The sequence below is a fragment of the Citrobacter sp. S46_ASV_140 genome, assembly GCF_018919545.1.
Lineage (GTDB): Bacteria > Pseudomonadota > Gammaproteobacteria > Enterobacterales > Enterobacteriaceae > Citrobacter > Citrobacter braakii.
In genome coordinates, this window is sequence record NZ_JAHLRC010000011.1 from 39,036 (window position 1) to 60,545 (window position 21,510).

General features: G+C 55.3%; 15 protein-coding genes and 1 pseudogene. 4 read left to right on the top strand and 12 right to left on the bottom strand.

The window, feature by feature from the left end:
* Positions 1 to 20 precede the first annotated feature (20 nt).
* From cdaR to dgt, 3 genes are all read right to left on the bottom strand, one after another.
* Positions 21 to 1,178, bottom strand: a complete 1,158-nt coding sequence (gene cdaR / locus KQJ19_RS05475) for a DNA-binding transcriptional regulator CdaR (RefSeq protein ID WP_016151755.1) — start codon at positions 1,176 to 1,178, stop codon at positions 21 to 23.
* Positions 1,179 to 1,326: 148 nt separating this feature from the next.
* Positions 1,327 to 2,760 (bottom strand): serine endoprotease DegP, encoded by a 1,434-nt coding sequence (gene degP, locus KQJ19_RS05480; RefSeq protein WP_016151754.1) that lies wholly within the window; start codon positions 2,758 to 2,760, stop codon positions 1,327 to 1,329.
* A 129-nt stretch (positions 2,761 to 2,889) separates the two neighbouring features.
* Entirely contained in the window at positions 2,890 to 4,407 is a 1,518-nt protein-coding gene (gene dgt, locus KQJ19_RS05485) for a dGTPase (RefSeq protein WP_200108410.1), read from the bottom strand.
* A gap of 83 nt (positions 4,408 to 4,490) precedes the next feature.
* Here dgt and mtnN point away from each other — a divergent pair, with 83 nt between their 5' ends.
* The 3 genes from mtnN to KQJ19_RS05500 are packed head-to-tail and all read left to right on the top strand — an operon-like array spanning position 4,491 to position 6,643.
* Positions 4,491 to 5,189, top strand: a complete 699-nt coding sequence (gene mtnN, locus KQJ19_RS05490; protein ID WP_016151752.1) for a 5'-methylthioadenosine/S-adenosylhomocysteine nucleosidase — start codon at positions 4,491 to 4,493, stop codon at positions 5,187 to 5,189.
* Positions 5,182 to 5,982 carry a vitamin B12 ABC transporter substrate-binding protein BtuF gene (btuF, locus tag KQJ19_RS05495; protein ID WP_016155723.1) on the top strand — a complete coding sequence of 267 codons (801 nt, stop codon included), beginning with the start codon at positions 5,182 to 5,184 and terminating at the stop codon, positions 5,980 to 5,982. The genes mtnN and btuF overlap by 8 nt, the downstream gene beginning before the upstream one ends.
* Positions 5,983 to 6,019: 37 nt before the next feature.
* A complete protein-coding gene (locus KQJ19_RS05500) occupies positions 6,020 to 6,643 on the top strand; it encodes a TRIC cation channel family protein (RefSeq protein ID WP_047498537.1) in 624 nt (207 codons plus the stop codon).
* A gap of 119 nt (positions 6,644 to 6,762) precedes the next feature.
* Here KQJ19_RS05500 and erpA read toward each other — a convergent pair whose 3' ends face one another.
* The 3 genes and pseudogenes from erpA to clcA form a co-directional block, all read right to left on the bottom strand.
* The gene (gene erpA, locus KQJ19_RS05505; RefSeq protein WP_216403408.1) at positions 6,763 to 7,107 is read right to left on the bottom strand and encodes an iron-sulfur cluster insertion protein ErpA; all 345 of its coding nucleotides are present in this window, start codon (positions 7,105 to 7,107) and stop codon (positions 6,763 to 6,765) included.
* A pseudogene (gene yadW / locus KQJ19_RS05510) lies at positions 7,100 to 7,165 on the bottom strand (small protein YadW). Before yadW ends, erpA begins: the two are co-directional and overlap by 8 nt.
* 23 nt (positions 7,166 to 7,188) lie before the next feature.
* Positions 7,189 to 8,610 carry a H(+)/Cl(-) exchange transporter ClcA gene (gene clcA, locus KQJ19_RS05515; RefSeq protein WP_019078400.1) on the bottom strand — a complete coding sequence of 474 codons (1,422 nt, stop codon included), beginning with the start codon at positions 8,608 to 8,610 and terminating at the stop codon, positions 7,189 to 7,191.
* A 168-nt stretch (positions 8,611 to 8,778) separates the two neighbouring features.
* On the opposite strand from clcA, the gene hemL reads away from it, so the two are divergent.
* Positions 8,779 to 10,059, top strand: coding sequence for a glutamate-1-semialdehyde 2,1-aminomutase (gene hemL / locus KQJ19_RS05520; protein WP_016151749.1), 1,281 nt, complete (start codon positions 8,779 to 8,781; stop codon positions 10,057 to 10,059).
* Positions 10,060 to 10,159: 100 nt separating this feature from the next.
* On the opposite strand, the gene fhuB is transcribed toward hemL, so the two are convergent.
* The 6 genes from fhuB to hrpB all read right to left on the bottom strand — a co-directional run bounded on the left by fhuB (position 10,160) and on the right by hrpB (position 21,461).
* On the bottom strand, positions 10,160 to 12,142 hold the full coding sequence (fhuB, locus tag KQJ19_RS05525) for a Fe(3+)-hydroxamate ABC transporter permease FhuB (RefSeq protein WP_103766818.1): 1,983 nt from the start codon (positions 12,140 to 12,142) through the stop codon (positions 10,160 to 10,162).
* Positions 12,139 to 13,029: a Fe(3+)-hydroxamate ABC transporter substrate-binding protein FhuD gene (fhuD, locus tag KQJ19_RS05530; protein ID WP_019078397.1), complete on the bottom strand. Its 891-nt coding sequence runs from the start codon at positions 13,027 to 13,029 to the stop codon at positions 12,139 to 12,141. Before fhuD ends, fhuB begins: the two co-directional genes overlap by 4 nt.
* Positions 13,029 to 13,826 carry a Fe3+-hydroxamate ABC transporter ATP-binding protein FhuC gene (gene fhuC / locus KQJ19_RS05535; protein WP_216403409.1) on the bottom strand — a complete coding sequence of 266 codons (798 nt, stop codon included), beginning with the start codon at positions 13,824 to 13,826 and terminating at the stop codon, positions 13,029 to 13,031. Before fhuC ends, fhuD begins: the two co-directional genes overlap by 1 nt.
* Positions 13,827 to 13,873: 47 nt before the next feature.
* Positions 13,874 to 16,123 carry a ferrichrome porin FhuA gene (gene fhuA, locus KQJ19_RS05540; RefSeq protein ID WP_216403410.1) on the bottom strand — a complete coding sequence of 750 codons (2,250 nt, stop codon included), beginning with the start codon at positions 16,121 to 16,123 and terminating at the stop codon, positions 13,874 to 13,876.
* Positions 16,124 to 16,355: 232 nt separating this feature from the next.
* The gene (gene mrcB / locus KQJ19_RS05545; RefSeq protein ID WP_016151745.1) at positions 16,356 to 18,896 is read right to left on the bottom strand and encodes a bifunctional glycosyl transferase/transpeptidase; all 2,541 of its coding nucleotides are present in this window, start codon (positions 18,894 to 18,896) and stop codon (positions 16,356 to 16,358) included.
* A 135-nt stretch (positions 18,897 to 19,031) separates the two neighbouring features.
* Positions 19,032 to 21,461: an ATP-dependent helicase HrpB gene (gene hrpB / locus KQJ19_RS05550; protein WP_216403411.1), complete on the bottom strand. Its 2,430-nt coding sequence runs from the start codon at positions 21,459 to 21,461 to the stop codon at positions 19,032 to 19,034.
* Positions 21,462 to 21,510 lie beyond the last annotated feature (49 nt).

Below are 21,510 nucleotides of genomic sequence, written 5' to 3' on the forward strand. Positions count from 1 at the left end.
TACGCTTATCAGGCAATTAATCAATGCTGCTCATCCAGCTGCAACGCCACATACAGCAGCAGTCGATCGTCAAAATTCCCCAGATCCAGCCCGGTCAGCTCTGAAATACGGTTCAGGCGATACTCCAGCGTATTGCGGTGAATAAACAATGCTTTTGAGGTCGCCAGCGGCTGAACGTTATGTCGAAACCATGCCGATAATGTTCGACGCAGCAAACCGTTGTTATCCATCGCTTTCAGCCTTACCAGCGGGCGCGCCAGCTCATTGGCCTGCCAGCCGCCGCGCAGGCTGTCCAGCAGCACCGGCAGCATCAAGTCCTGATAGAAATAGCTCCGGCTTTCCGGCATCCGCTGCTTGCCGACCATCATGGTGGTGCGCGCCGTACGATACGAACGGGCAATGCTGCCTGGCCCGGTAAAATAGTTGCCCAGCGACACGCGAAAACGCAGTTGTCCATTCTCTTTCATGCGGGCAATCAGTTGCTCAACGCGCTTGCGATGATCTTCAGCGTCCCAGCGGCCAAACTGATTGAGCGCTGGTTTCAGCACCACCATCTCGGTCAGAGAAACAATCGCAATCAGATTATTACGTTCGGGTGTAGTCAACGCGTTCTGCAATTGCTGTAGCTCCGCCATCGCACTATCAACGCCAAGCTGACCGCTGTCGACCTCCACTACCGCCACCACGCGCGGCTGGTTCAAATCAATGCCCAATCGCTGTGCCCATTCCATCAGTGCCGGGGTATTCTCTTCCGCCTGAATCAGGTTCATCACCAGCTCTTCACGCAGACGGCTATCCTGCGCTAACAGATGCATCAGACGCGACTGTTCCAGCATCATTTCGGCGGTCATGCACACCAGTTCGCCATACTTGCGCAGATGTTCCGGCTCGCCGGTAAGACCGATAACGCCAACGATTTCGCCTTCCAGACGCAGCGGCAGGTTTATCCCCTGACGCACTCCATGTAAATGCCGGGCTACCGCATCATCAATATCGACCACCCGACCTTGCGAAAGCACCAGCAGCGCGCCTTCGTGCAATTCACCAATTCGTTCGCGATCGCCGCTGCCAATGATCCGCCCGCGGGCATCCATTACGTTGATATTGGTATCAATGATGCGCATGGTTCGCGCTACGATATCCTGCGCCATTTTGGTATCAAGATGCCAGCCAGCCATAAACCCCTCCTGTGAGCAGAGCTCAAGCATAGGGAAGATAATAAGCGGCGGCATTGTGCAACTGCACAAAGCGAGAGGGAGAAGTATGGAGTTGTGGGAAGTATCACAAAAAGAAACCCCTTCCTGTGCAGGAAGGGGTTTAGGGAGATTACTGCATCAACAGATAGATGGAGCTGTCACCACGCTGAATGTTCAGCGCCAGTACAGCCGGTTTGCTGTCGAGGATTTTGCGCAGTTCGGCGATATTTTTCACCGGCTGCTGGTTCGCACCGATAATCACATCCCCTTTCTTCAGGCCAATCCGTGCAGCCGGAGAATTCGCTTTCACCTCGCTGACCACGACCCCTTTGTCCTGGCCTTTGTTGCTCATATCAGCCCCTTCAATGCCTTTGAAGATAGAGCTGGAATCAACCTGAGTCTGGCTGCTCTGCTGCAGTTCCAGATTCACAGTGACCGGCTTACCGTCACGCAACAGGCCAAGGTTAATTTTGCTGCCTACCGGCATCGTACCCACCTGCGCACGCAGGGCGGCGAAGCTGCTGATCGGTTTACCGTTTAGGGAGGTAATCACATCCCCGGCTTTAATACCTGCTTTCGCTGCGGAAGAGTTCGGCATCACCTGGCTGACAAATGCGCCACGCTGAGCATCAACTTTCATCGCTTTCGCCAGCTCAGAGCTCAGCTCGGTACCCATAATACCCAGCTCACCGCGTTTAACCTGACCAAACTCAACCATCTGCGACGTCAGGTTTTTCACCATGTTGCTCGGGATTGCAAAGCCGATACCGATGTTGCCGCCGTCCGGCGCAAGGATCGCGGTGTTAATACCGATCAGCTCACCGTTCAGGTTGACCAGTGCGCCGCCGGAGTTACCCCGGTTGATCGCGGCATCCGTCTGAATAAAGTTTTCGTAGTTTTCCGCGTTCAGGCCGCTACGGCCCAGCGCAGAAACAATACCGGAGGTCACGGTCTCACCGAGGCCAAACGGGTTACCAATTGCTACGGTATAATCACCCACACGCAGCGCGTCGGAATCTGCCAGCTTAATCGCCGTCAGGTTTTTCGGGTCCTGAATTTGGATCAGCGCGATATCGGAGCGCGGATCTTTACCCACGATCTTCGCATCAAATTTACGGCCATCGCTCAACTGAACCTTAATCACCGTGGCGTTATCCACCACGTGGTTGTTGGTCACGACATACCCTTTCGCGGCATCAATAATTACGCCGGAACCCAGCGCCATAAATTTCTGCTGCTGGCCGCCGCCGTTGTCAGCGCCCGGTGCGCCGCCCTGGCAGAACGGTGAACTCTGGAACGGTGAACCGTCCTGGCAGAATGGTGAATTATCACCGAAGAACTGCTGGAAATTACGCGGCATACGCGGCGTATTTACCGTCGTGCTCCCCTCGACGTTAATGCTTACCACCGATGGCATCACTTTTTCGAGCATCGGGGCCAGGCTTGGCATCTGTTGGGCGGTCATTGCTGAAGACGACGTCTCAGCCGCTGTGGCAGACAGGGGGGACAACGCCAAACCTAAACTCAGAGCCAGTGCACTCATTGCTAATGTGGTTTTTTTCATGTGTTTCGTTCTCGATTAACAGGTAACGCAAAATTGCTGTATACGTCAGAGTCGTTTTATAACGCTAAGTTCCAGAATTGAGTTTAAGGAAAAAGTAAAATTTTATTGGCCGTCTTTACAAATGAGTATTTATTGTTCTACGGCCATCAAGCGACGATATTCATCCCAGGCATACAGATCGGTCATCCCGCTGATATAATCCTGAATCAGCCGGCAGCGATAATAATATTCCATTACCGAAAACTCAGCGCAACCCGTTGATATTTTACTAACCGCCTCGACATAAGCAAGACGATGGCGAGTAGACAACTTCTGAAATAATCGTGATTCGATAGGAAAACGTTTAACTCTTTCATTGTCGACCAGCTCAGTAAAATCTGACTGGGACATTTTTAATAAAGGCTGATAGATCTCCAGCAACCCGCTGATCACCCGATACCCCTGCAATTCCAACTGCTCAACGTCCGGATGACTAAATACGTGTTTTATCGCCACATTTTTATAGACCCCCAGCAACTGACTAAAGCTACTGGCATCTTCTAACAGCGCGTGATTAAAGCTGCCGTCAAAAACCTGCGGTAAATTATCAATAAACCGCTGGGCTGCATACGGCACCAGTTTATTCAGCGTATTGACGCGTAAATACATAAAGAACTGATCTTCCGTGCTCCGGCTTAATGTATTTGACCGTGATTTCTCCCAGGCATTCTCAACAACCTGGCTAAACAGGGAACCTTTTTCGTGGTGCCCCCACGCCTCATGCAGATGGTGATAAAGTTGCTCGACGCTAAAGATTCTTTTCTCAACGGCATCTTCCAGGTCGGCCACGCAATAAGAGATATCATCGGCAGCTTCCATAATCCAGGTTAATGGAAAGCGACTGTAAGGCGCTAATGATAATTCTTTACGTAACCGTTCAATATACGGTTCTTCAGAAAGGTAATAGCCCGGTTTCTTCATTAAATAGTTATGCGTCGTAGGCGTACTTCCACGCCACCACGCCGGACGGGTATATTTTAAAATACCACCAACCTGGGCCCAGGTAAGATTCATACGCATCAAAGTATGCACCAGACGAATACCTTGGGCATTACCTTCAAAATGGCACAGGTCCTGGCGCACCTTACGGCGAATATCATTCAGCGACTCTTCGCCTTCGCGCAAACGTAACGCCGCCACCAGGCAGCGGTCGTCGCTGAGGGGCTGACTTTCCGCGTCGGCGGGATACAGCCGCTGGCGGAACCAGTCATTAATCGCCGCTTCACCAAAATGACCAAACGGCGGATTGCCAATGTCATGCATCAGGCATGACATTTCGACAATACTCTCAAACGGTCCCGTCAGTTCATCCAGACCATACTGCTCCAGCAGTTTTAGTTCTTTCAGTCGGCTGAGGATCTCTTTAGCGATATAGCGCCCAACTTGCTGAACTTCCATCGAGTGCGTCAGCCGCGTGCGCACCGCCGCGTTACGCTCCAGCGGAAAGACCTGGGTTTTTTGTTGCAGTCGGCGAATAGCCGGAGAATTGATAATACGTCCACGATCGCTTTCGAAAATACGCAGGATCTCATGCTCCGTCTTCACGCCCTGCGGCGAACGGTAACGACGATGCCAGTTTATTTTTTTTCGGAAATCGATCTGTACCATATCCTCTCCCGCCTGAGAAATGCGCTACCCCTTAAGCGCATGATAGACTATGCCCTCAAATCTGGCTTATCGCGAGTAAATCTATGAAAATCGGCATCATTGGTGCAATGGAAGAAGAAGTTACGCTGCTGCGTGACAAAATCGAAAACCGTCAGACCCTCTCTCTCGGCGGTTGTGAAATTTACACCGGCCAACTGAACGGTACAGAGGTTGCGCTACTGAAATCAGGTATCGGTAAAGTGGCGGCGGCGCTGGGCGCTACGCTGCTGCTTGAACGCTGCAAGCCGGATGCCATCATTAACACCGGTTCCGCGGGCGGCCTGGCCTCTACGCTGAAAGTCGGCGATATTGTGGTTTCTGACGAAGCGCGCTATCACGATGCCGACGTTACCGCCTTTGGCTATGAATTTGGTCAGTTACCGGGCTGCCCGGCTGGTTTTAAAGCCGATCCTGCGCTGATTGCTGCAGCAGAATCCTGCATTGCGCAACTCAATCTGAACGCCGTTCGCGGACTAATCGTCAGCGGCGATGCCTTCATTAATGGCTCCGTGGGTCTGGCTAAAATTAAGCATAACTTCCCGCAGGCCATTGCCGTTGAGATGGAAGCGACCGCGATTGCGCACGTTTGCCATAACTTCAATGTGCCGTTTGTCGTGGTTCGCGCCATCTCTGACGTCGCCGATCAGCAGTCCCATCTCAGCTTTGACGAGTTCCTGGTTGTTGCCGCGAAACAGTCAAGCCTGATGGTTGAAACGCTGGTACAGAAACTGGCGCATGGCTAAATTACTCTCCAGGGCGCTGGTCGCCCTGCTTTTCACTCTTCCGGCGTTCCTGTACGCCGCACCGCGTGTTGTGACGCTTTCTCCTGCCAATACCGAACTCGCCTTTGCCGCCGGCATTACACCCGTAGGCGTCAGCAGCTACTCAAACTACCCGCCAGCGGCCAAAAATATCGAGGAGGTTTCCACCTGGCAAGGTATGAACCTTGAACGCATTGTGGCGCTTAAACCGGATTTAGTCGTCGCCTGGCGCGGGGGAAATGCTGAGCGGCAGGTGAATCAGCTGACCGCCCTGGGAATTAAGGTCATCTGGGTGGACGCCGTAACCATCGAGCAGGTCGCCGATGCGCTCCGCCAGCTGGCAGCGTGGAGCCCAAAGCCTGAGCAGGCAAAACAGGCGGCGCAAACCATGCTTGATGACTATGCTTTACTAAAATCTCGGTATGCCAACAAACCGAAAAAACGCGTGTTTCTCCAGTTTGGCGCAAATCCTCTGTTTACCAGTGGAAAAGGCTCCATTCAGCACGAAGTTCTTGAGGTATGCGGTGGAGAAAACATCTTTGCCGGCAGTCGGGTCCCCTGGCCACAGGTTAGCCGTGAGCAGGTCCTGGCACGAGCGCCCCAGGCTATTGTTGCAACCGGAGGACCAGGCGAAACTCTGAAAATTGAACAATACTGGGGAAACCAGCTAAAAATACCCATTATTACACTTAATAGTGACTGGTTCGAACGCGCGAGCCCGCGTATTATCCTCGCCGCAAAACAACTCTGTAATGCGCTTTCACAGATAAATTAGCGCCTGCCCCCACCAGGTCTGTTGTGAGGATTTAAAAATGCTCGTCTATTGGCTGGATATTGTCGGCACCGCGGTATTTGCTATCTCTGGCGTCTTACTGGCCGGAAAATTGCGGATGGACCCGTTTGGCGTCCTGGTCCTCGGGGTGGTTACCGCCGTTGGCGGCGGAACGATCCGCGATATGGCGCTGGATCATGGGCCGGTATTTTGGGTTAAGGATCCCACCGATCTGGTGGTGGCAATGATCACCAGTATGCTGACAATCCTGCTGGTACGTCAGCCACGACGTTTACCGAAGTGGATCCTTCCGGTGCTGGATGCCGTTGGCCTGGCTGTGTTCGTGGGGATTGGCGTCAATAAAGCATTTCTCGCAGGGACGGGCCCCCTGGTGGCGGTTTGTATGGGGGTGATTACCGGCGTCGGCGGCGGGATCATTCGCGATGTGTTAGCTCGTGAAGTCCCGATGATTCTGCGCACCGAAATCTACGCCACGGCATGTATTATCGGCGGGATCGTGCATGCGACAGCGTTTTATACCTTTAATGTATCGCTGGAAAACGCCAGTATGATGGGGATGATCGTCACCCTGCTGATTAGGCTTGCCGCCATTCGCTGGCATTTGAAATTGCCGACGTTTGCACTGGATGATAACGGGCGCTGATGTGATGATGCAGAACATGTAGGCCGGATAAGGCGTTTACGCCGCCAACCGGCACATTGCCCGGTGGCGCTACGCTTACCGGGCCTACACCATCAGACCATCGGTATTACAGGCAGCAATCAGATGCTGAAAGAAGAACCACACCCGCAGGTGCTTTTCGCATTGGGGTTAGTCACAATGAAGCGGGAACCTTCCAGACCTTCGGTATAGTCAACCGCGCCGCCCACCAGATATTGCAGGCTCATCGGATCAACCACCAGACCCACACCTTGTTTCTCAATGGTCATATCACCATCGTTCACCTGATCATCAAAGGTGAAACCGTACTGGAAACCGCTGCAACCACCGCCGGTGATATACACGCGTAATTTCAGATTCGGGTTATCTTCGTCAGCGATCAGGCTTTTTACTTTATTGGCTGCTGCTTCAGTAAATTGCAGTGGCAGCGCTACGTCATCACTCATATTTTGCTCCAAACGACATTGGCAATTGGGCAAATTATAACCCAATGGTTAAGGCCATTATCTAATACCCTGGTATTTCGTTCAAGTATTCTCGCCAGCGGCGGTACTCTGGCTTTTTGCCGCTTGCTCCGCTTCCTGTTTTGCCAGCGTGCGGGCAAGGATAGTCGAGTATAGCGGCTTTCCACCCATAAATTGGGCTAATAGTGTTGCGCCAAGACAGGTAATAATCATTGGCAAAATGAGCTGATAGTTATCGGTCATCTCCAGCACCAGTACAATACCGGTTAGCGGTGCACGTACCGAAGCCGCCAGCAAAGCCCCCATTCCGGCAATGGCAAAGGTTCCGGCCTCCAGATGATACTGTGGAAAAGAGGCCGCCGCGGCCATACCGAACGCGGTGCCAAGTAACGTACCCAGCGCCAGCATCGGGGCAAAAATCCCACCGGGCGCGCCGGAAGAGAAGCACAGCAGCGTGGTGATCACCCGGGTAATAAATATAAACAGCAGTAAACCGACGCTAAAATTACCCGCCGCGGCGATAGGAATCAGGTTAAACCCGCCGCCTGCCGCTTCCGGTTTAATTAATCCCAGGATCCCGCACAGGCCACCAATTGCGCCGCCCATCAGCACCCATTTTTTAATTTCACCGCCGTGGAAGCGCTGGAACATATCCTGGGTACGCAACACCATGGTGTTGAACAACGGCCCGACACAGCCAAAAATAAGCCCCAGCACAAGATACAGCCACAGCGTATTTACCGGCGCATTAGACAGCTTCCCGACTTCAATAATCGGTGCTTCACCGTTGAACACACGAAACACAATGCTCGACATAATAACGCCGGTAAACACGGCTTTGATCGAGACGAGGTTATAGCGAAACTGCGGGCGCATCTCTTCAATAATGAACAGGATCCCCGCCAGAGGCGCATTAAACGCCGCCGACAAACCCGCAGCCGCACCGGTGGCCAGCAGGGTATGTCGCGCTTCAGCGCTGCGCATGCGGAAAATATCCAGCACCATGCGCCCAATGTTCCCGCCTATCTGTACGGTCGGCCCTTCTCGCCCGAGCACCATACCGGCTCCCAGCGTGCCCATGCCGCCAATAAATTTCACCGGCAGAACGCGCCACCAGCGCACAGGTCGTAGCTCTTCCAGCGCGCCTTCAATCTCAGGGATCCCCGAGCCTCCCGCTTCCGGCGCAAATTTACGAACCAGAAAATAGCCGACCATCGCCAGCAATGCAGAGAGAATAAACGCCAGCGGCCACAGCAGAATGGCATGGTCCGCAACCTGGGCCAGGGCGCCAATGCGCTGATTTTGCACCCAGGTCACCGCTTTCTCAAATGCCACGCCAACAAGCCCCGTCACGGTACCGACAACGGCGGCCATCAACAGGATCGCCAGCGGCGTTTTGTCGCGTTCCAGGAGTCGACGGATTTGATCCCTGCGGCGTAAACGCACAATTTGTTGTGCTTCAAAAGAGGGAGAGTCAGTCTTCATCAGATGATCATTAATTGGTAATACAAATACGGAATCGGCATTCTACTCGCACATTTCACGAAAATCCCCTGCAAATCGCATTGTTTCAAATGCGTAAAACTTTCATAACCTTCTCTGAATAACTAGAATAGCGGGCATTTACTTTTTCTACGAACCAGGACCCCATCCATGAGTAAGTCTGAAAATCTCTACAGCGCAGCACGCGAACTTATCCCTGGCGGCGTTAACTCCCCCGTTCGCGCCTTTACTGGCGTGGGTGGTACTCCGCTGTTTATCGAAAAAGCGGACGGCGCGTATCTGTACGATGTCGATGGTAAGGCCTATGTCGATTACGTCGGTTCCTGGGGACCGATGGTACTGGGCCATAACCACCCGGCAATTCGCAATGCGGTGATTGAAGCCGCAGAGCGCGGTTTAAGCTTCGGCGCGCCGACCGAGATGGAAGTGAAAATGGCGGAGCTGGTCACTGAACTTGTGCCGACCATGGATATGGTGCGTATGGTGAACTCCGGTACGGAAGCGACGATGAGCGCAATCCGTCTGGCGCGCGGTTTCACCGGTCGCGATAAGATCATCAAATTTGAAGGCTGCTATCACGGTCATGCCGACTGCCTGCTGGTTAAAGCTGGTTCCGGCGCGTTAACGCTGGGTCAGCCAAACTCCCCGGGCGTTCCAGCCGATTTTGCGAAACACACCCTGACCTGCACCTACAACGATCTCTCTTCAGTTCGTGCGGCATTTGAACAGTATCCGCAGGAGATCGCCTGCATTATCGTTGAGCCGGTCGCAGGCAACATGAACTGCATCCCGCCGCTGCCAGAATTCCTGCCGGGCCTGCGTGCCCTGTGTGATGAGTTTGGCGCGCTGTTGATCATCGATGAAGTCATGACCGGTTTCCGCGTGGCGCTAGCCGGTGCGCAGGATTATTACGGCGTCGTTCCGGATCTGACCTGCCTTGGCAAAATCATCGGTGGCGGGATGCCCGTTGGCGCATTCGGCGGTCGCCGTGATGTGATGGACGCGCTGGCGCCGACCGGTCCGGTTTATCAGGCGGGTACGCTTTCAGGTAACCCGATTGCGATGGCGGCAGGCTTTGCTTGTCTGAACGAAGTGGCCCAGCCGGGTATTCATGAAACGCTGAATGAACTGACGACGCGCCTGGCGGAAGGTCTGCTGGAAGCCGCCGCAGAAACAAATATTCCGCTGGTGGTTAACCATGTGGGCGGGATGTTCGGGATTTTCTTCACCGATGCAGAAACCGTGACCTGCTATCAGGATGTGATGGCATGCGACGTTGAACGCTTCAAGCGTTTCTTCCACATGATGCTGGATGAAGGGATTTACCTGGCGCCGTCCGCCTTCGAAGCGGGCTTTATGTCCGTCGCGCACAGTGAAGACGATATCAATAACACCATCGACGCCGCGCGCCGGGTGTTTGCGAAATTGTAAAAGAGAACGTCCAGAAATAACGTAGGCCGGGCAAGGCGAAGCCGCCACCCGGCTTTTTTATTGCCAGATGGCGACGCAGCCTAAATAGAAGGGATAAACCTCAGCGACTCTGCTTACGTAGCAGATAGATAAAGTACGGCGCGCCAATAAACGTCGACAGTAATCCTGCCGGGATCTGATACGGAAACAGCACCATCCTGCCGCACCAGTCAGCAAAGACCAGCAGCACACCTCCCGCCAGCGCCGAAATCAGCATATGCGGCATCGCGCGACGAAAACCCATCATTCGGGCAATATGCGGAGCCATCAGCCCGACAAAACTCAACGGTCCAATGGTCATGGTTGCTGTCGCCGTTAGCCCCGCAGCCAACAGCAATAACCCCACGCGTGACGGCGTGATCGCCATACCCACCGCACGCGCCGTATCGCCGCCGAGCGGTAAAATCGTCAGCCAACGACGACACAGCGGTGTCAGCGCCAGCAGGATAACCATCACAATTCCGGTGCGCAGTACCTGTTCGCCCGTCGCGTTATAAGTTGAGCCGGAGATCCAGGTCAGCACGCCCGCCATACGCGGATCGCCGCTGGCCTGCAGCATCATCAACAACATAGTAAACGCCGTACTGAGCGCCATCCCTGCCAGCAGCATACGGTGCGGCGAAAAACCACCGCGCCCGGCGGCAATCATAATGATAAGCAAGGTGACCGCAGCCCCGAGACTCCCTGCGGGCAGCAGCCAGCCAAAGGCATTTCCGGGGACCAGAAACAGCATTAACACCACGCCAAATGCCGCGCCGGAGCTTATGCCCAGAACTTCCGGGCTAGCCATTGGGTTTCCGGTCAGACGCTGAATAATACAGCCCGCTACCGCCAGCATCACCCCGGCAATCAACGCCGCCAGAATACGTGGCCAGCGCCAGGGCATCAGTTCATCCAGCATCGCGCCGCTGGCCCATGTCCAGCCGTGCGCATCGCGGCCAAACGACAGCGCCACCACCAGAGTCAGCAGCAAAACCACCCCGCCCGCCAGCGCAAACATCAGTACATTCTGACGCTCCGCGGCGATACGGTTGCTGGCATTCATATCCGGTGCGCTCATACTTCTAAGGCGCGGCAACAACCACAGCAGCAATGGCGCGCCAATCAGCGCCGTCACCGAACCGGTGGAGACCTCCATCCATACGCGGGTCAGCCACAGAATGATTTGGTCAGAGAGCCAGAGGATCAACGCACCAATCAGCGGGGCCAGCATCAGACGCGCCAACAGACGCCGCGCGCCGAGCATTTTCGCCAGCAGCGGTGCAAACAGGCCAATAAAGCCGATAATCCCAACCGCGTTAACCAGCAAGGCGCTGATGACAATCGCCAGCGATAAGGCCGCCAGGCGCGCCAGCGACAACGCCAGACCGAGGTTACGCGCCACGCCGTCATCCAGTCCCATCAGCGTCATTGGACGCAACAGCAGCAGAGTCAGCATCACGCCGCCCAGCAGCTGTGGCCACAGTCGCTGTACGCCGCTCCAGTCGGTTTGGGTTAGCGTGCCGCTGCTCCATAAAAACATGCTTTGCAGTTGATCGTGATGGAAGATAACCATCAACTGGTTAATCGCCCCGCAGTACAGGCTGACCACCAGTCCGGCGAGGATTAACGTCACCGGAGAAAGACGTTTGCCCCAGGCGACGCCAAACACCAGCGCCCCAACGACACAAGCACCTGCCAGCGCAGCAAATTGCGTGGTGAGCGCACCGGGAATAGCCCACAGCGTCGTGACGGTAATGCCCAACTGCGCACCGGTCGCAACGCCTAGCGTGGTTGGCTCCGCCAGTGGGTTACGCAGCACCTGCTGAAACAATACGCCGACCAGTCCCAGCCCGGCACCGACCAACAGCGAAATCGCCAGCCTCGGCAGCAGGCTGTAGTGGAAAACCATCTGTTTAATGGCATCGATATCCGGTGACCAGATAGCCTGTTGCCATTGGCTGCGCGGTAGCGCAACGGAGAAGTTAACCCATGTGAGCCAACAGGCGGCAACAAACAGAACCGCCAGCAGGAGAATGGGGAACAGCGCGATACGTTTACTCACGCTTTGCCTCCCAGCGCATTATCCAGAATGCGGGCAAAATGCATGGCTGATAGCGTTGCGCCATAGAACCAGACGGCCGGCACGCGCTGAAAACGTCCGCTGCGAACAAAGGGCATCGCCTGCCACAACGGCGTAGACATCAGTGCAGCCATCTCTTTATCGTTGCCGTGATCAAAGCACAATACATCGACATCCTGAAAAGCAGCCAGACGGTCAATACTCACGGCAGTGCTGCCCCAAAAGTTTGTCTCTCCCTGCCAGGCGTTGGGGATCCCATATTCGTCCAGCACGTCCTGAAACAGGCTGTTTGGGCCAAACACCAGCATATGCCGCGAATCAAGCAGGGAGGTGAGAAGCACAGGGCGCGCACCGCGTTGAATGAAGCGCGGCTTCAGGCTGGCAATAAAACGATCGTACTCAGTCAGATGGCGTTCAGCAGAGGCCTGCAGATTGAACAATTGCGCCATTTCCTGCAGCGATTGTCGCGCAACGACCAGCGGTTTTTTACCGTCGCTGAAGTTAAATCCCCGACCAGGTGCAATACGTGCCAGCTTTTCAGGGGAAGGACCATAGCCTGCCGACCAGAGCAGAAACGAGGGTTTCATTTCGGTCAGCAGTTCGAGATTGGGTTCCGTGCGTAGCCCGACATCAATCACCGAGTCCGGTAGAGGTGGCTCACTGACCCACAGCTTGTAGTTAGGGATATCCGCAATGCCATACGGCGTAATACCCAGCGCCAGCAACAGCTCTACCGGCAGCCATTCCAGCGCCACAATACGCTGCGGATCAATCGCCGCGGCGGACGCCGTATTCATCCGCCACAGCAGCGGCGAGAGCGCCATCGCCGTAAGCAGACGCCGACGGGTAATATGATGTAATTCAATCATTAATAGACAAAACTCACGGGTGCGGCACCGGCCGGATGCGGCAAAATGCCCATCGGGATACCGTAAATCTGTTCCAGAGTTTCACTGCGCATCAGTTCAGCAGGCGTTCCTTGCGCAATCATTTCACCACCGCGCAGCGCAACTAAGTAATCGCAGTAGCGGGCCGCCATGTTGATATCATGCAGCACCGCAATCACCGTTAGCCCACGCTGCTGGCTTAAGCGATGCACCAGCGCCAGCACGTCAACCTGATGAGCGATATCCAGCGCGGAAGTCGGCTCATCAAGCAGCAGACAGCGGCTGTCCTGCGCCACCAGCATGGCAATCCACGCACGTTGGCGTTCTCCGCCGGACAGGCTATCCACCAGGCGGTGCGCCAGCGGTTTTAAGCCGACCAACGAAATAGCTTCTTCTACTTTCTCTCTGTCGGCAACGCCAAAACGTCCCAGCGCCCCGTGCCACGGATAGCGGCCAATCGCCACCAGTTCACGCACCGTCATCCCTTCGGCCTGAGGCAACTGCTGCGGCAGATAGGCGACCTTGCGGGCAAACGCTTTACAGCTCCAGTTCTCCAGCGGCTGTTCGTCGAGCAGGATTTCACCTTCCGACGGCGGCTGATGACGTCCCAGCATTTTCAATAACGTCGATTTTCCGGACCCGTTGTGGCCGATAAGGCCGGTTACTTTCCCCACCGGAAAAGTTAATGAGAGAGGATGCAACAGCGTGCGGCCAGGCACACGAAAGGAGACATTACGCAACGCGAAAGTGGTGTCGGGATGGGATCTGTTTTCCTGCATAGCAGCCAACTTGTAAAACGGGCACGCAAAGCGTGCCCAAAAAGAAATTAGAAACGGAAGGTTGCGGTTGCAACGACCTGACGTTCTGCGCCCCAGAAGCAGCCATAGGTATTGAAGCAGCTGGCGACGTACTCACGGTCAAACAGGTTGTTCACATGCAGCGCCACGTTGGAACCCGCCATGCCGACGCGCGCCAGATCGTAACGTACTAACGCATCCACCAGCGTATAGCTTCCCACTTTGAAGGAGTTTGCCGGATCGCCATAGCTGGAGCCAGTATAACGAATCCCCGTACCCAACGTCAGCCCGGAAAGCGCGCCGTCATAAAGGGTGTAATCCCCCCACAGTGATGCCATATGTTTTGGCACCTGAGCAGGCGTGTTGCCTTTGTAGTTGGTGTCGGTGGTGTACTCCGCATCGGTATAGGTATAAGAACCGACCACGTTAACGCTGGCTGAGAGCGCCGCTTTCGCTTCAATTTCCACACCACGTGAGCGAATTTCACCGCCTTCAACTGACCAGAATGATCCGTTCGGGTCGGCCATCAGGTTGTTGGTTTTGGTCAACTGGTAAACAGCACCGGTGATCACGATCGGACGATCGCTCGGCACATACTTCACGCCCGCTTCGTACTGCTTACCTTTAGATGGAGTAAAGATATTACCGCTTTCCCCGACCTGAGAACTAGGTTCAAACGATTCGCTGTAGCTGAAATACGGAGTCACACCGTTGTCGAACAGGTAGTTAACACCGCCACGCCAGGTGAACTGTCTGTCATCACGCGAATCCAGCACGCCAGAAACACGGTTCAGTGAGTCCTGCTTAGCCCAGTCGTAACGACCGCCCAGAGTGACCAGCACCTTATCCCACTGCATCTGATCCTGAGCGTACAGGCCCGTTTGTTCCTGTTTATTCAGAACACGGTAGGGAGCGCCCGGTCCAGTATGCGCCCCAAAATCAAAGTCGCTACGGTCAAGGTTATAAATATCTGAAGGCGCTACCGAACCAGCCCAACCAAACCAGGAGTTGATATCGTTACGCATCCGCATATAGTCAACGCCGGTCAGCAATGTGTGATCCAGGGAACCTGTGGCGAATTTGCTCTGCAACTGGGTATCAACAGCGAAGTTCTGCAATTTTTCATTATCGTCAACATACTGACGCGTCAGCGTGTGAGCCCACTCGGACTGAGGAACGCTGGCGCAAGGACTGTTAGCCGGATCCTTTGTATAGAGCGGATCAGAGCACATACCGTAGCCATACACGCTGTTCTGCGAAACCTTGTTTTGCGCGTAACGCAGGTTCTGACGCACGGTAAAGGTGTCGTTAAATTCGTGGTCGAAGCTGTAGCCCACCATCTTCTCGTTACGAGAGTAGGTATTGTTGTTCGCACCTTCGTTGAAATCGGTAGGCAGACGCTTGCCGTTCGGCAGCTCAGTCACCGTCCCCTCTTTCGGCAACCAGCCGTAATAGCCAGTTTCCGGCTCGTTCTGGAAGTAGGAGAGGAAGGTAAAGTTCGTTTTATCATCCGGACGCCATGTGAACGATGGCGCGATGGCGTAGCGTTGTTCTTCCGCGCCCTGCTGCTGCGCATTCGCGGAACGCGCCAGGCCGGTCAGGCGGTATGAGTACACACCATCGTCATCCAGCGCATCGCTGAAGTCAAAACCGGTCTGGAACAGGCTGTCAGTGCCCATCTTGAACTGAATTTCTTTTAACGGCTCTGTGGTCGGGCGTTTGCTGACCATGTTCAACAAGCCGCCAGGGTTACTCTTTCCGTAAAGAACGGAAACCGGACCGCGCATCACTTCAGCGCGTTCCAGCATATACGGGTCGATTACCGCATCGTTGTAGAAGTTCCCCTGCATCTTCAGGCCATTCAGATAGTTATTCTGACTTTGGCCGTCGGCGGCAAATCCGCGAATAATCAGGTAGTCATAGGTGTTAGACGCGCCGCGGGTGCCTACGGCTACGCCTGGCGTGTAGCTGAGCGCCTCTTTAACTGATTTCGGCTGATGCAACGCCATCTCTTCGGCGGTGACCACTGAAATAGACTGAGGAACTTTTTGAATCGGGGTGTCAGTTTTGGTCGCCGTAGCAGACTGTCGTGCGGCGATGGTTGCCGCTGGCCCCCATGCGCTTTCTTGTGCGGCAGGTGCAGCAGTTACGGTGATGGTTTCTTCTTTCGGGTCAACCGCCGCCTGTGCATAGACAGACATGCCGCTAACCGCTGTGGCTACCACTACTGCGATTTTACGCAGCGATGAACTTGGCTGAGCAGTTTTAAGACGCGCCATTGGTATTTCTCTGATGAAAGTGAATGATAACGTAAACGAGAATTATTATTATAACGGCAGCATAATATTCGAAACTCTGGCGAGATAGCAAGCAATACGCGTCCCTACTAAAACTGAGGGGTTAAGAAATAACCAGATGAAAAGAAAGGGTTAATAAATTAGGCTGGAATGTTATTCGGCCCTGAGAATGGACCAAAGAAGAAAAACCCGCCGAAGCGGGTTTTGAGCAATATCAGTTACTGCCGAACATATCCTTTATCCAGCCAGCGACACCGTCGCTATCTTTCTTTTCCTGCTGCGCCGGTTGTTGCTGCTGCTGTTGAGGCTGCTGCTGCGGCGTTGACTGATCGAACGGATTCCCGGTCGGCTGTTGCATCATTTCACCCTGCTGACACAGCGAATCAGGATCGGTAGTCCATACCGGAAGCGTACGCATCCCCCCGCTACAAACGAAGTTACCGTCGTAGTCCACGCCCATATCCACCACATCTTCCGGCGGCGTCAGCACCAGCGGTGTTGGCGTCTGGTTAGCCAGATAACGCTGATAAATCGACATCGCACCGCTGGCACCGTACAGCTTGGTTGGCTGGTTGTTATCACGGCCCACCCAGGTGATGGTTACCTGGCTGCCGTCGATCCCGGCAAACCAGGTATCCACGTTGTTATTAGTGGTCCCGGTTTTCCCTGCCAGATGAAGCCCAGGATATTTCGCGCCAAGCTGACGCCCCGTACCACGCTGAACCACCTGTTGCATGGTCCACAGCGTCATATACGCCGCCTGCGCCGGAACGGCACGCTCGGCCTGTGGGAAGCTCTGATACAGCACCGTACCATCTTCGGCAATCACCGAACGCAGCGCCGACAGCGGCGCGCGGTTCCCGCCGCTGGCGATAGTCTGGAACGCCTGCGCCACTTCGATCGGCGTCAGGTTCAACGCCCCCAGCAGCATGGCTGGAACCGGATTAAGCTGATCTTTCGGCGCGCCCAGCTTCAGCCAGGTATCGGTTACGGCAGGCAGGCCCAGCGCCATCCCCAGATTTACCGTTGGCACGTTCATTGAGCGCGTTAACGCATCCACCAGCATCACTTTTCCGCTTTCGCTATAGCGACGGTCATCGTTCTGCGGCGACCACACCTGGCCGTTAGGCTGACGCAGCGCAATCGGGGCATCGGCAATCCAGGTATTCAGACGATACAGCTTCGGCTGGCTGAGCGCGGTCAGATAGGTCGCTGGTTTAGCCAAAGAACCAATCGAACGACGTGCCTGCATCGCACGGTTATAACCAGCGAACTGCGGTTCTGCCCCACCGACCATGGCACGCACTTCGCCGCTGAAGCGGTCGACCACCACAATCGCGGTCTCCAGATCGCTCAGCTTACGTTGTTTCTTCAGCACCGGAATACCTTCCACCGCCGCTTTTTCTGCAGCATCCTGCGCCACGGAATCAAAGGTGGTGAAAATCTTCACGCCGGAGAGATCTTTAACTTTATCGCCCAGCTTTGCCTGTAGCTCCTGGCGCACCATCTGCATAAAGGCGGGCTGCGGTGAGATCACCCCACCACGCGGCTGTACGCCTAACGGACGCGCGCTCAGCATGTCATACAGATCCTGGTCGATAATCTGCTGCTGTTGTAGTAAACGCAGCACCAGGTTACGACGCTCCAGTGCCAGCTTCGGGTTACGCCACGGGTTATAGATTGACGCCCCTTTAACCATCCCTACCAGCAGCGCCTGCTGGTCGAGGCTCAGCTCTTCCACCGGACGGCCAAAGTAGTAAAGGCTCGCCAGCGGGAAGCCGCGGATCTCATTGTCACCGCTTTGACCGAGATAGACTTCGTTCATGTACAGCTCAAGAATGCGGTCTTTGCTGTAACGCGCATCCATGATCAGCGCCATATAGGCTTCGTTGGCCTTACGCCAGTAGGAACGTTCGCTGGACAGGAACAGGTTTTTCACCAGTTGCTGGGTCAGCGTACTGGCCCCTTGTACCGTGCGCCCCGCCGTCAGGTTCGCCAGCACCGCGCGGCCAATGGAATAGAGGCTGATACCGTCATGCTCATAGAAGTGACGATCTTCGGTCGCCAGCAGCGTGTCCACCAGCAGATCCGGGAATCCACTGCGCGGGACAAACAGGCGCTGCTCACCGTTAGGCGAAGAGAGCATGGTAATCAGCCGCGGATCGAGACGGAAGAAACCGAACTGGCGGTTGTTATCCATATTCTCGATGGTATCCAGATGGTCGCCATCAAAGGTCAGACGCGCGCGCACCTGCCCTTCTTTACTGTCCGGAAAATCAAACGGACGACGGATCATCTCGATGCTTTTCGCCTGCACGGTGAATTCGCCAGGGCGCGTCATCTTCGTCACCTGACGATACTGCGTAGCCTCCAGCAGTTTCACCATCTCGTTCTTGCCGATCGGCATTTCTGGCTCAAGGTTAACCATACGGCCATATACTGCCGCAGGAAGCTGCCAGACTTTACCATCTATACGGCTGCGGATTTTTTGGTCCAGATAAACGCCGTAAATGGCGATCAGCACCAAAAAAACAATCGACAGTTTTACCAGCAGCCAGAACCAGCCGCGTTTACCACGAGGCTTACGCCCTTTGCCTTTACCCTTACGCGGCATCGGTTCTTCATCCTCATAGTCATCATCATCATAATCGTCGTCATACTCTTCATCTCTGAGTTGACGACGGCTCACCTTTTGTTTCACCGGACGCGAGGGTTTCCCTTTACGTCCAATTGGCTCGCGGTCATTCCCGGCCATGCTTTTTCTCCGCAACATTCAGGCGCAAGGGCCCGATTCTCTGTTCTTCCGTCAGTTAACAGAAGAAGAAATCTCTCAATTTACTGCCGTGTTTATACCGGATGACGGCTTCGCTTTATCCGGCCTACAGTTTCATTACGAATACTTCTTTGTTCGCCGCGTTGGCGCGGTATTCGCCGGATCGTCCGGCCAGACATGTTTGGGATAGCGCCCTTTCATCTCTTTTTGCACCTCACGGTACGATCCCTGCCAGAACGCGCTCAAATCACTCGTTACCTGCAGCGGTCGTTGGGCCGGAGACAGCAGTTCCAGCACCAGCGGCACGCGCCCCTCGGCGATGGTTGGGGTCTTCGCTTCACCAAACATTTCCTGCATCCGAACCGCCAATACCGGAGGGTTATCCTCATGATAGCGAATGGCAATCCGGCTTCCCGTCGGCACAGTGTAATGCGCTGGCAGTTCACTATCCAGACGTTGCAGCATTGACCAATCCAGCAAACCGCGCAACGCCTGACCCACATTTAGCGCTTTTAACGCGCGTAACGAGTGCACACCGCTCATGTGCGGCAGCAGCCAGCTCTCCAGCGTCGCCAGCAGAGAATCCTCATCTACCGCGGGCCAGTTATACTCTGGCAACCAGTTTGCCGCACATTGCAGACGCAGGCGAAACTGCTCGGCTTCCGGCGTCCAGTTGAGCACACTTAGCCCTTTATCGCGAATGCCGTTCAACATCGCCAGGTGCAACTCCTCTTCCGAGGGTTTGGCCAGCGCCTGTACTTTTACCGTTAGCTGGCCAATGCGCGACCGACGCAATGCTTTTAACGTTCCCTGAGTTTCATCCCATTCGATGGTGTCAGACTGTTGTAACAGTTCAGGGCATGCCTGTATCAGCACTTCGATATCCAGCGGCAGAGCCAGCAGAATACGCGCATCCGGCGAAGCGCTGCCCTGCAGTAACAGCGGCGCAATCAGCCATTCATGGCGTCCGGAGGCGTCATCGGCATCCAGCATTGCCCCCATGCCATTCGCCAGTTGATAGCGCCCTTCCTGCCCGCGCCGACGCGCGATCCGATCGGCAAACGCCTGCGCCAGTAATGAGGGGAGCAGCGCGCTGTCCGGCTGTCCGCTGCGAACGTTAAGCCGTTTCAGTAATTGTTGGCTGCGCTGCTGCCAGGCGGGCTGATTTCGTGAAAACGCTACAGCCAGATCGGTACTGCTACCGCGCGGCGGCTCTTCCAGAATCGCAGCCAGTTTTGCCGCCGTTGCCGCTTCATTGTCATTGTTGGCGCTAACCAGCATAGCCGCTAAACGGGGGTCGTTACCCAACGTCGCCATTTTCTGCCCCCTGGCGCTGAGCCTGTCACCCTCAAGCGCCCCCAGCATCTGCAGCAGCCGTTTTGCCGCTTGCAGGTTGATGGCGGGCGGGGTATCCAGCCAGTTCAGTTGCTCAGGGTCGGAACATCCCCATTGCAGTAACTCCATCAGCAGTCCGGACAGGTCGCTCTGTAAAATCTCCGGTTCTCCCTGTGCCGCCGCTCTTTCCGCCTGATCTTTGGCAAGTAAATGTAGGCAGATACCGGGTTCCAGACGGCCCGCGCGTCCCGCTCGCTGGGTCATCGAGGCCTGGCTTATGCGTTGGGTAATCAGTCGCGTTAAACCGGTACGCGCATCATAGCGCGCCACGCGCTCCTGGGCGCTGTCCACCACCAATCGGATGCCTTCGATCGTTAAGCTGGTTTCGGCAATATTGGTCGCCAGCACCACTTTGCGCTTGCCTTGCGGCGCGGGCAAAATCGCCTGACGCTGCTCGGCAAGCGTCAGCGCGCCGTACAGTGGGCACAACAACACATCGCTGCCCACACGCGTTGCCAGTTGCTCCTGCACGCGCTGGATTTCCCCTACACCCGGTAAAAACAGCAGCAGCGACCCGCTGTCATGGCGCAGGAGTTCTGCCGTCGCTACCGCTACCGCTTCAGCAAAACGCAGATGCGCCGCCAACGGCTGATATCGTCGCTCAACGGGAAATGCGCGGCCTTCAGAAACGATCGTCGGCGCATCGGGCAACATCTGCTGCAAACGTCCGTTGTCCAAAGTGGCGGACATGATCAACAGTTTCAGATCGTCACGCAGCCCTTGCTGCACATCCAGCAACAGCGCCAGCGCCAGGTCGGCCTGCAAACTCCGCTCGTGAAATTCGTCGAGGATGACCAGCCCAACGCCCGTCAATTCGGGGTCGCGCTGGATCATGCGCGTCAAAACCCCCTCCGTCACCACCTCAAGGCGGGTCAGCGGCCCTACACAGCTTTGCGCACGCATGCGATACCCCACGGTCTCGCCAGGCTTTTCATTCAGCAATTCCGCCAACCGCTGCGCCACATTGCGTGCTGCCAGACGCCGCGGCTCCAGCAAAATAATCCGTCCCTTGATACCGCGATGTTCAAGGAGTCGCAACGGCAGCCAGGTTGATTTCCCGGCACCGGTCGGCGCCGTCAGCAAAACCTGCGACGAGGCATCAAGGGCGGTAAGTAGTTCAGGCACTACGGCGGCAACGGGCAACGACGTCACAAATGGCTCCAGAGGGTTAACATTCTTCGCGCTGCATTGTAGCATCGCG

Excerpts from the sequence above, each read along its gene's own strand:
- mtnN (WP_016151752.1), top strand. The coding sequence starts at position 4,491 with ATGAAAATCGGCATCATTGGTGCAATGGAAGAAGAAGTTACGCTGCTG.
- degP (WP_016151754.1), bottom strand. The coding sequence starts at position 2,760 with ATGAAAAAAACCACATTAGCAATGAGTGCACTGGCTCTGAGTTTAGGT.
- KQJ19_RS05500 (WP_047498537.1), top strand. The coding sequence starts at position 6,020 with ATGCTCGTCTATTGGCTGGATATTGTCGGCACCGCGGTATTTGCTATC.
- fhuA (WP_216403410.1), bottom strand. The coding sequence starts at position 16,123 with ATGGCGCGTCTTAAAACTGCTCAGCCAAGTTCATCGCTGCGTAAAATC.
- mrcB (WP_016151745.1), bottom strand. The coding sequence starts at position 18,896 with ATGGCCGGGAATGACCGCGAGCCAATTGGACGTAAAGGGAAACCCTCG.
- clcA (WP_019078400.1), bottom strand. The coding sequence starts at position 8,610 with ATGAAGACTGACTCTCCCTCTTTTGAAGCACAACAAATTGTGCGTTTA.
- erpA (WP_216403408.1), bottom strand. The coding sequence starts at position 7,107 with ATGAGTGATGACGTAGCGCTGCCACTGCAATTTACTGAAGCAGCAGCC.
- dgt (WP_200108410.1), bottom strand. The coding sequence starts at position 4,407 with ATGGTACAGATCGATTTCCGAAAAAAAATAAACTGGCATCGTCGTTAC.
- hemL (WP_016151749.1), top strand. The coding sequence starts at position 8,779 with ATGAGTAAGTCTGAAAATCTCTACAGCGCAGCACGCGAACTTATCCCT.
- btuF (WP_016155723.1), top strand. The coding sequence starts at position 5,182 with ATGGCTAAATTACTCTCCAGGGCGCTGGTCGCCCTGCTTTTCACTCTT.
- cdaR (WP_016151755.1), bottom strand. The coding sequence starts at position 1,178 with ATGGCTGGCTGGCATCTTGATACCAAAATGGCGCAGGATATCGTAGCG.
- fhuC (WP_216403409.1), bottom strand. The coding sequence starts at position 13,826 with ATGCAGGAAAACAGATCCCATCCCGACACCACTTTCGCGTTGCGTAAT.
- fhuD (WP_019078397.1), bottom strand. The coding sequence starts at position 13,029 with ATGATTGAATTACATCATATTACCCGTCGGCGTCTGCTTACGGCGATG.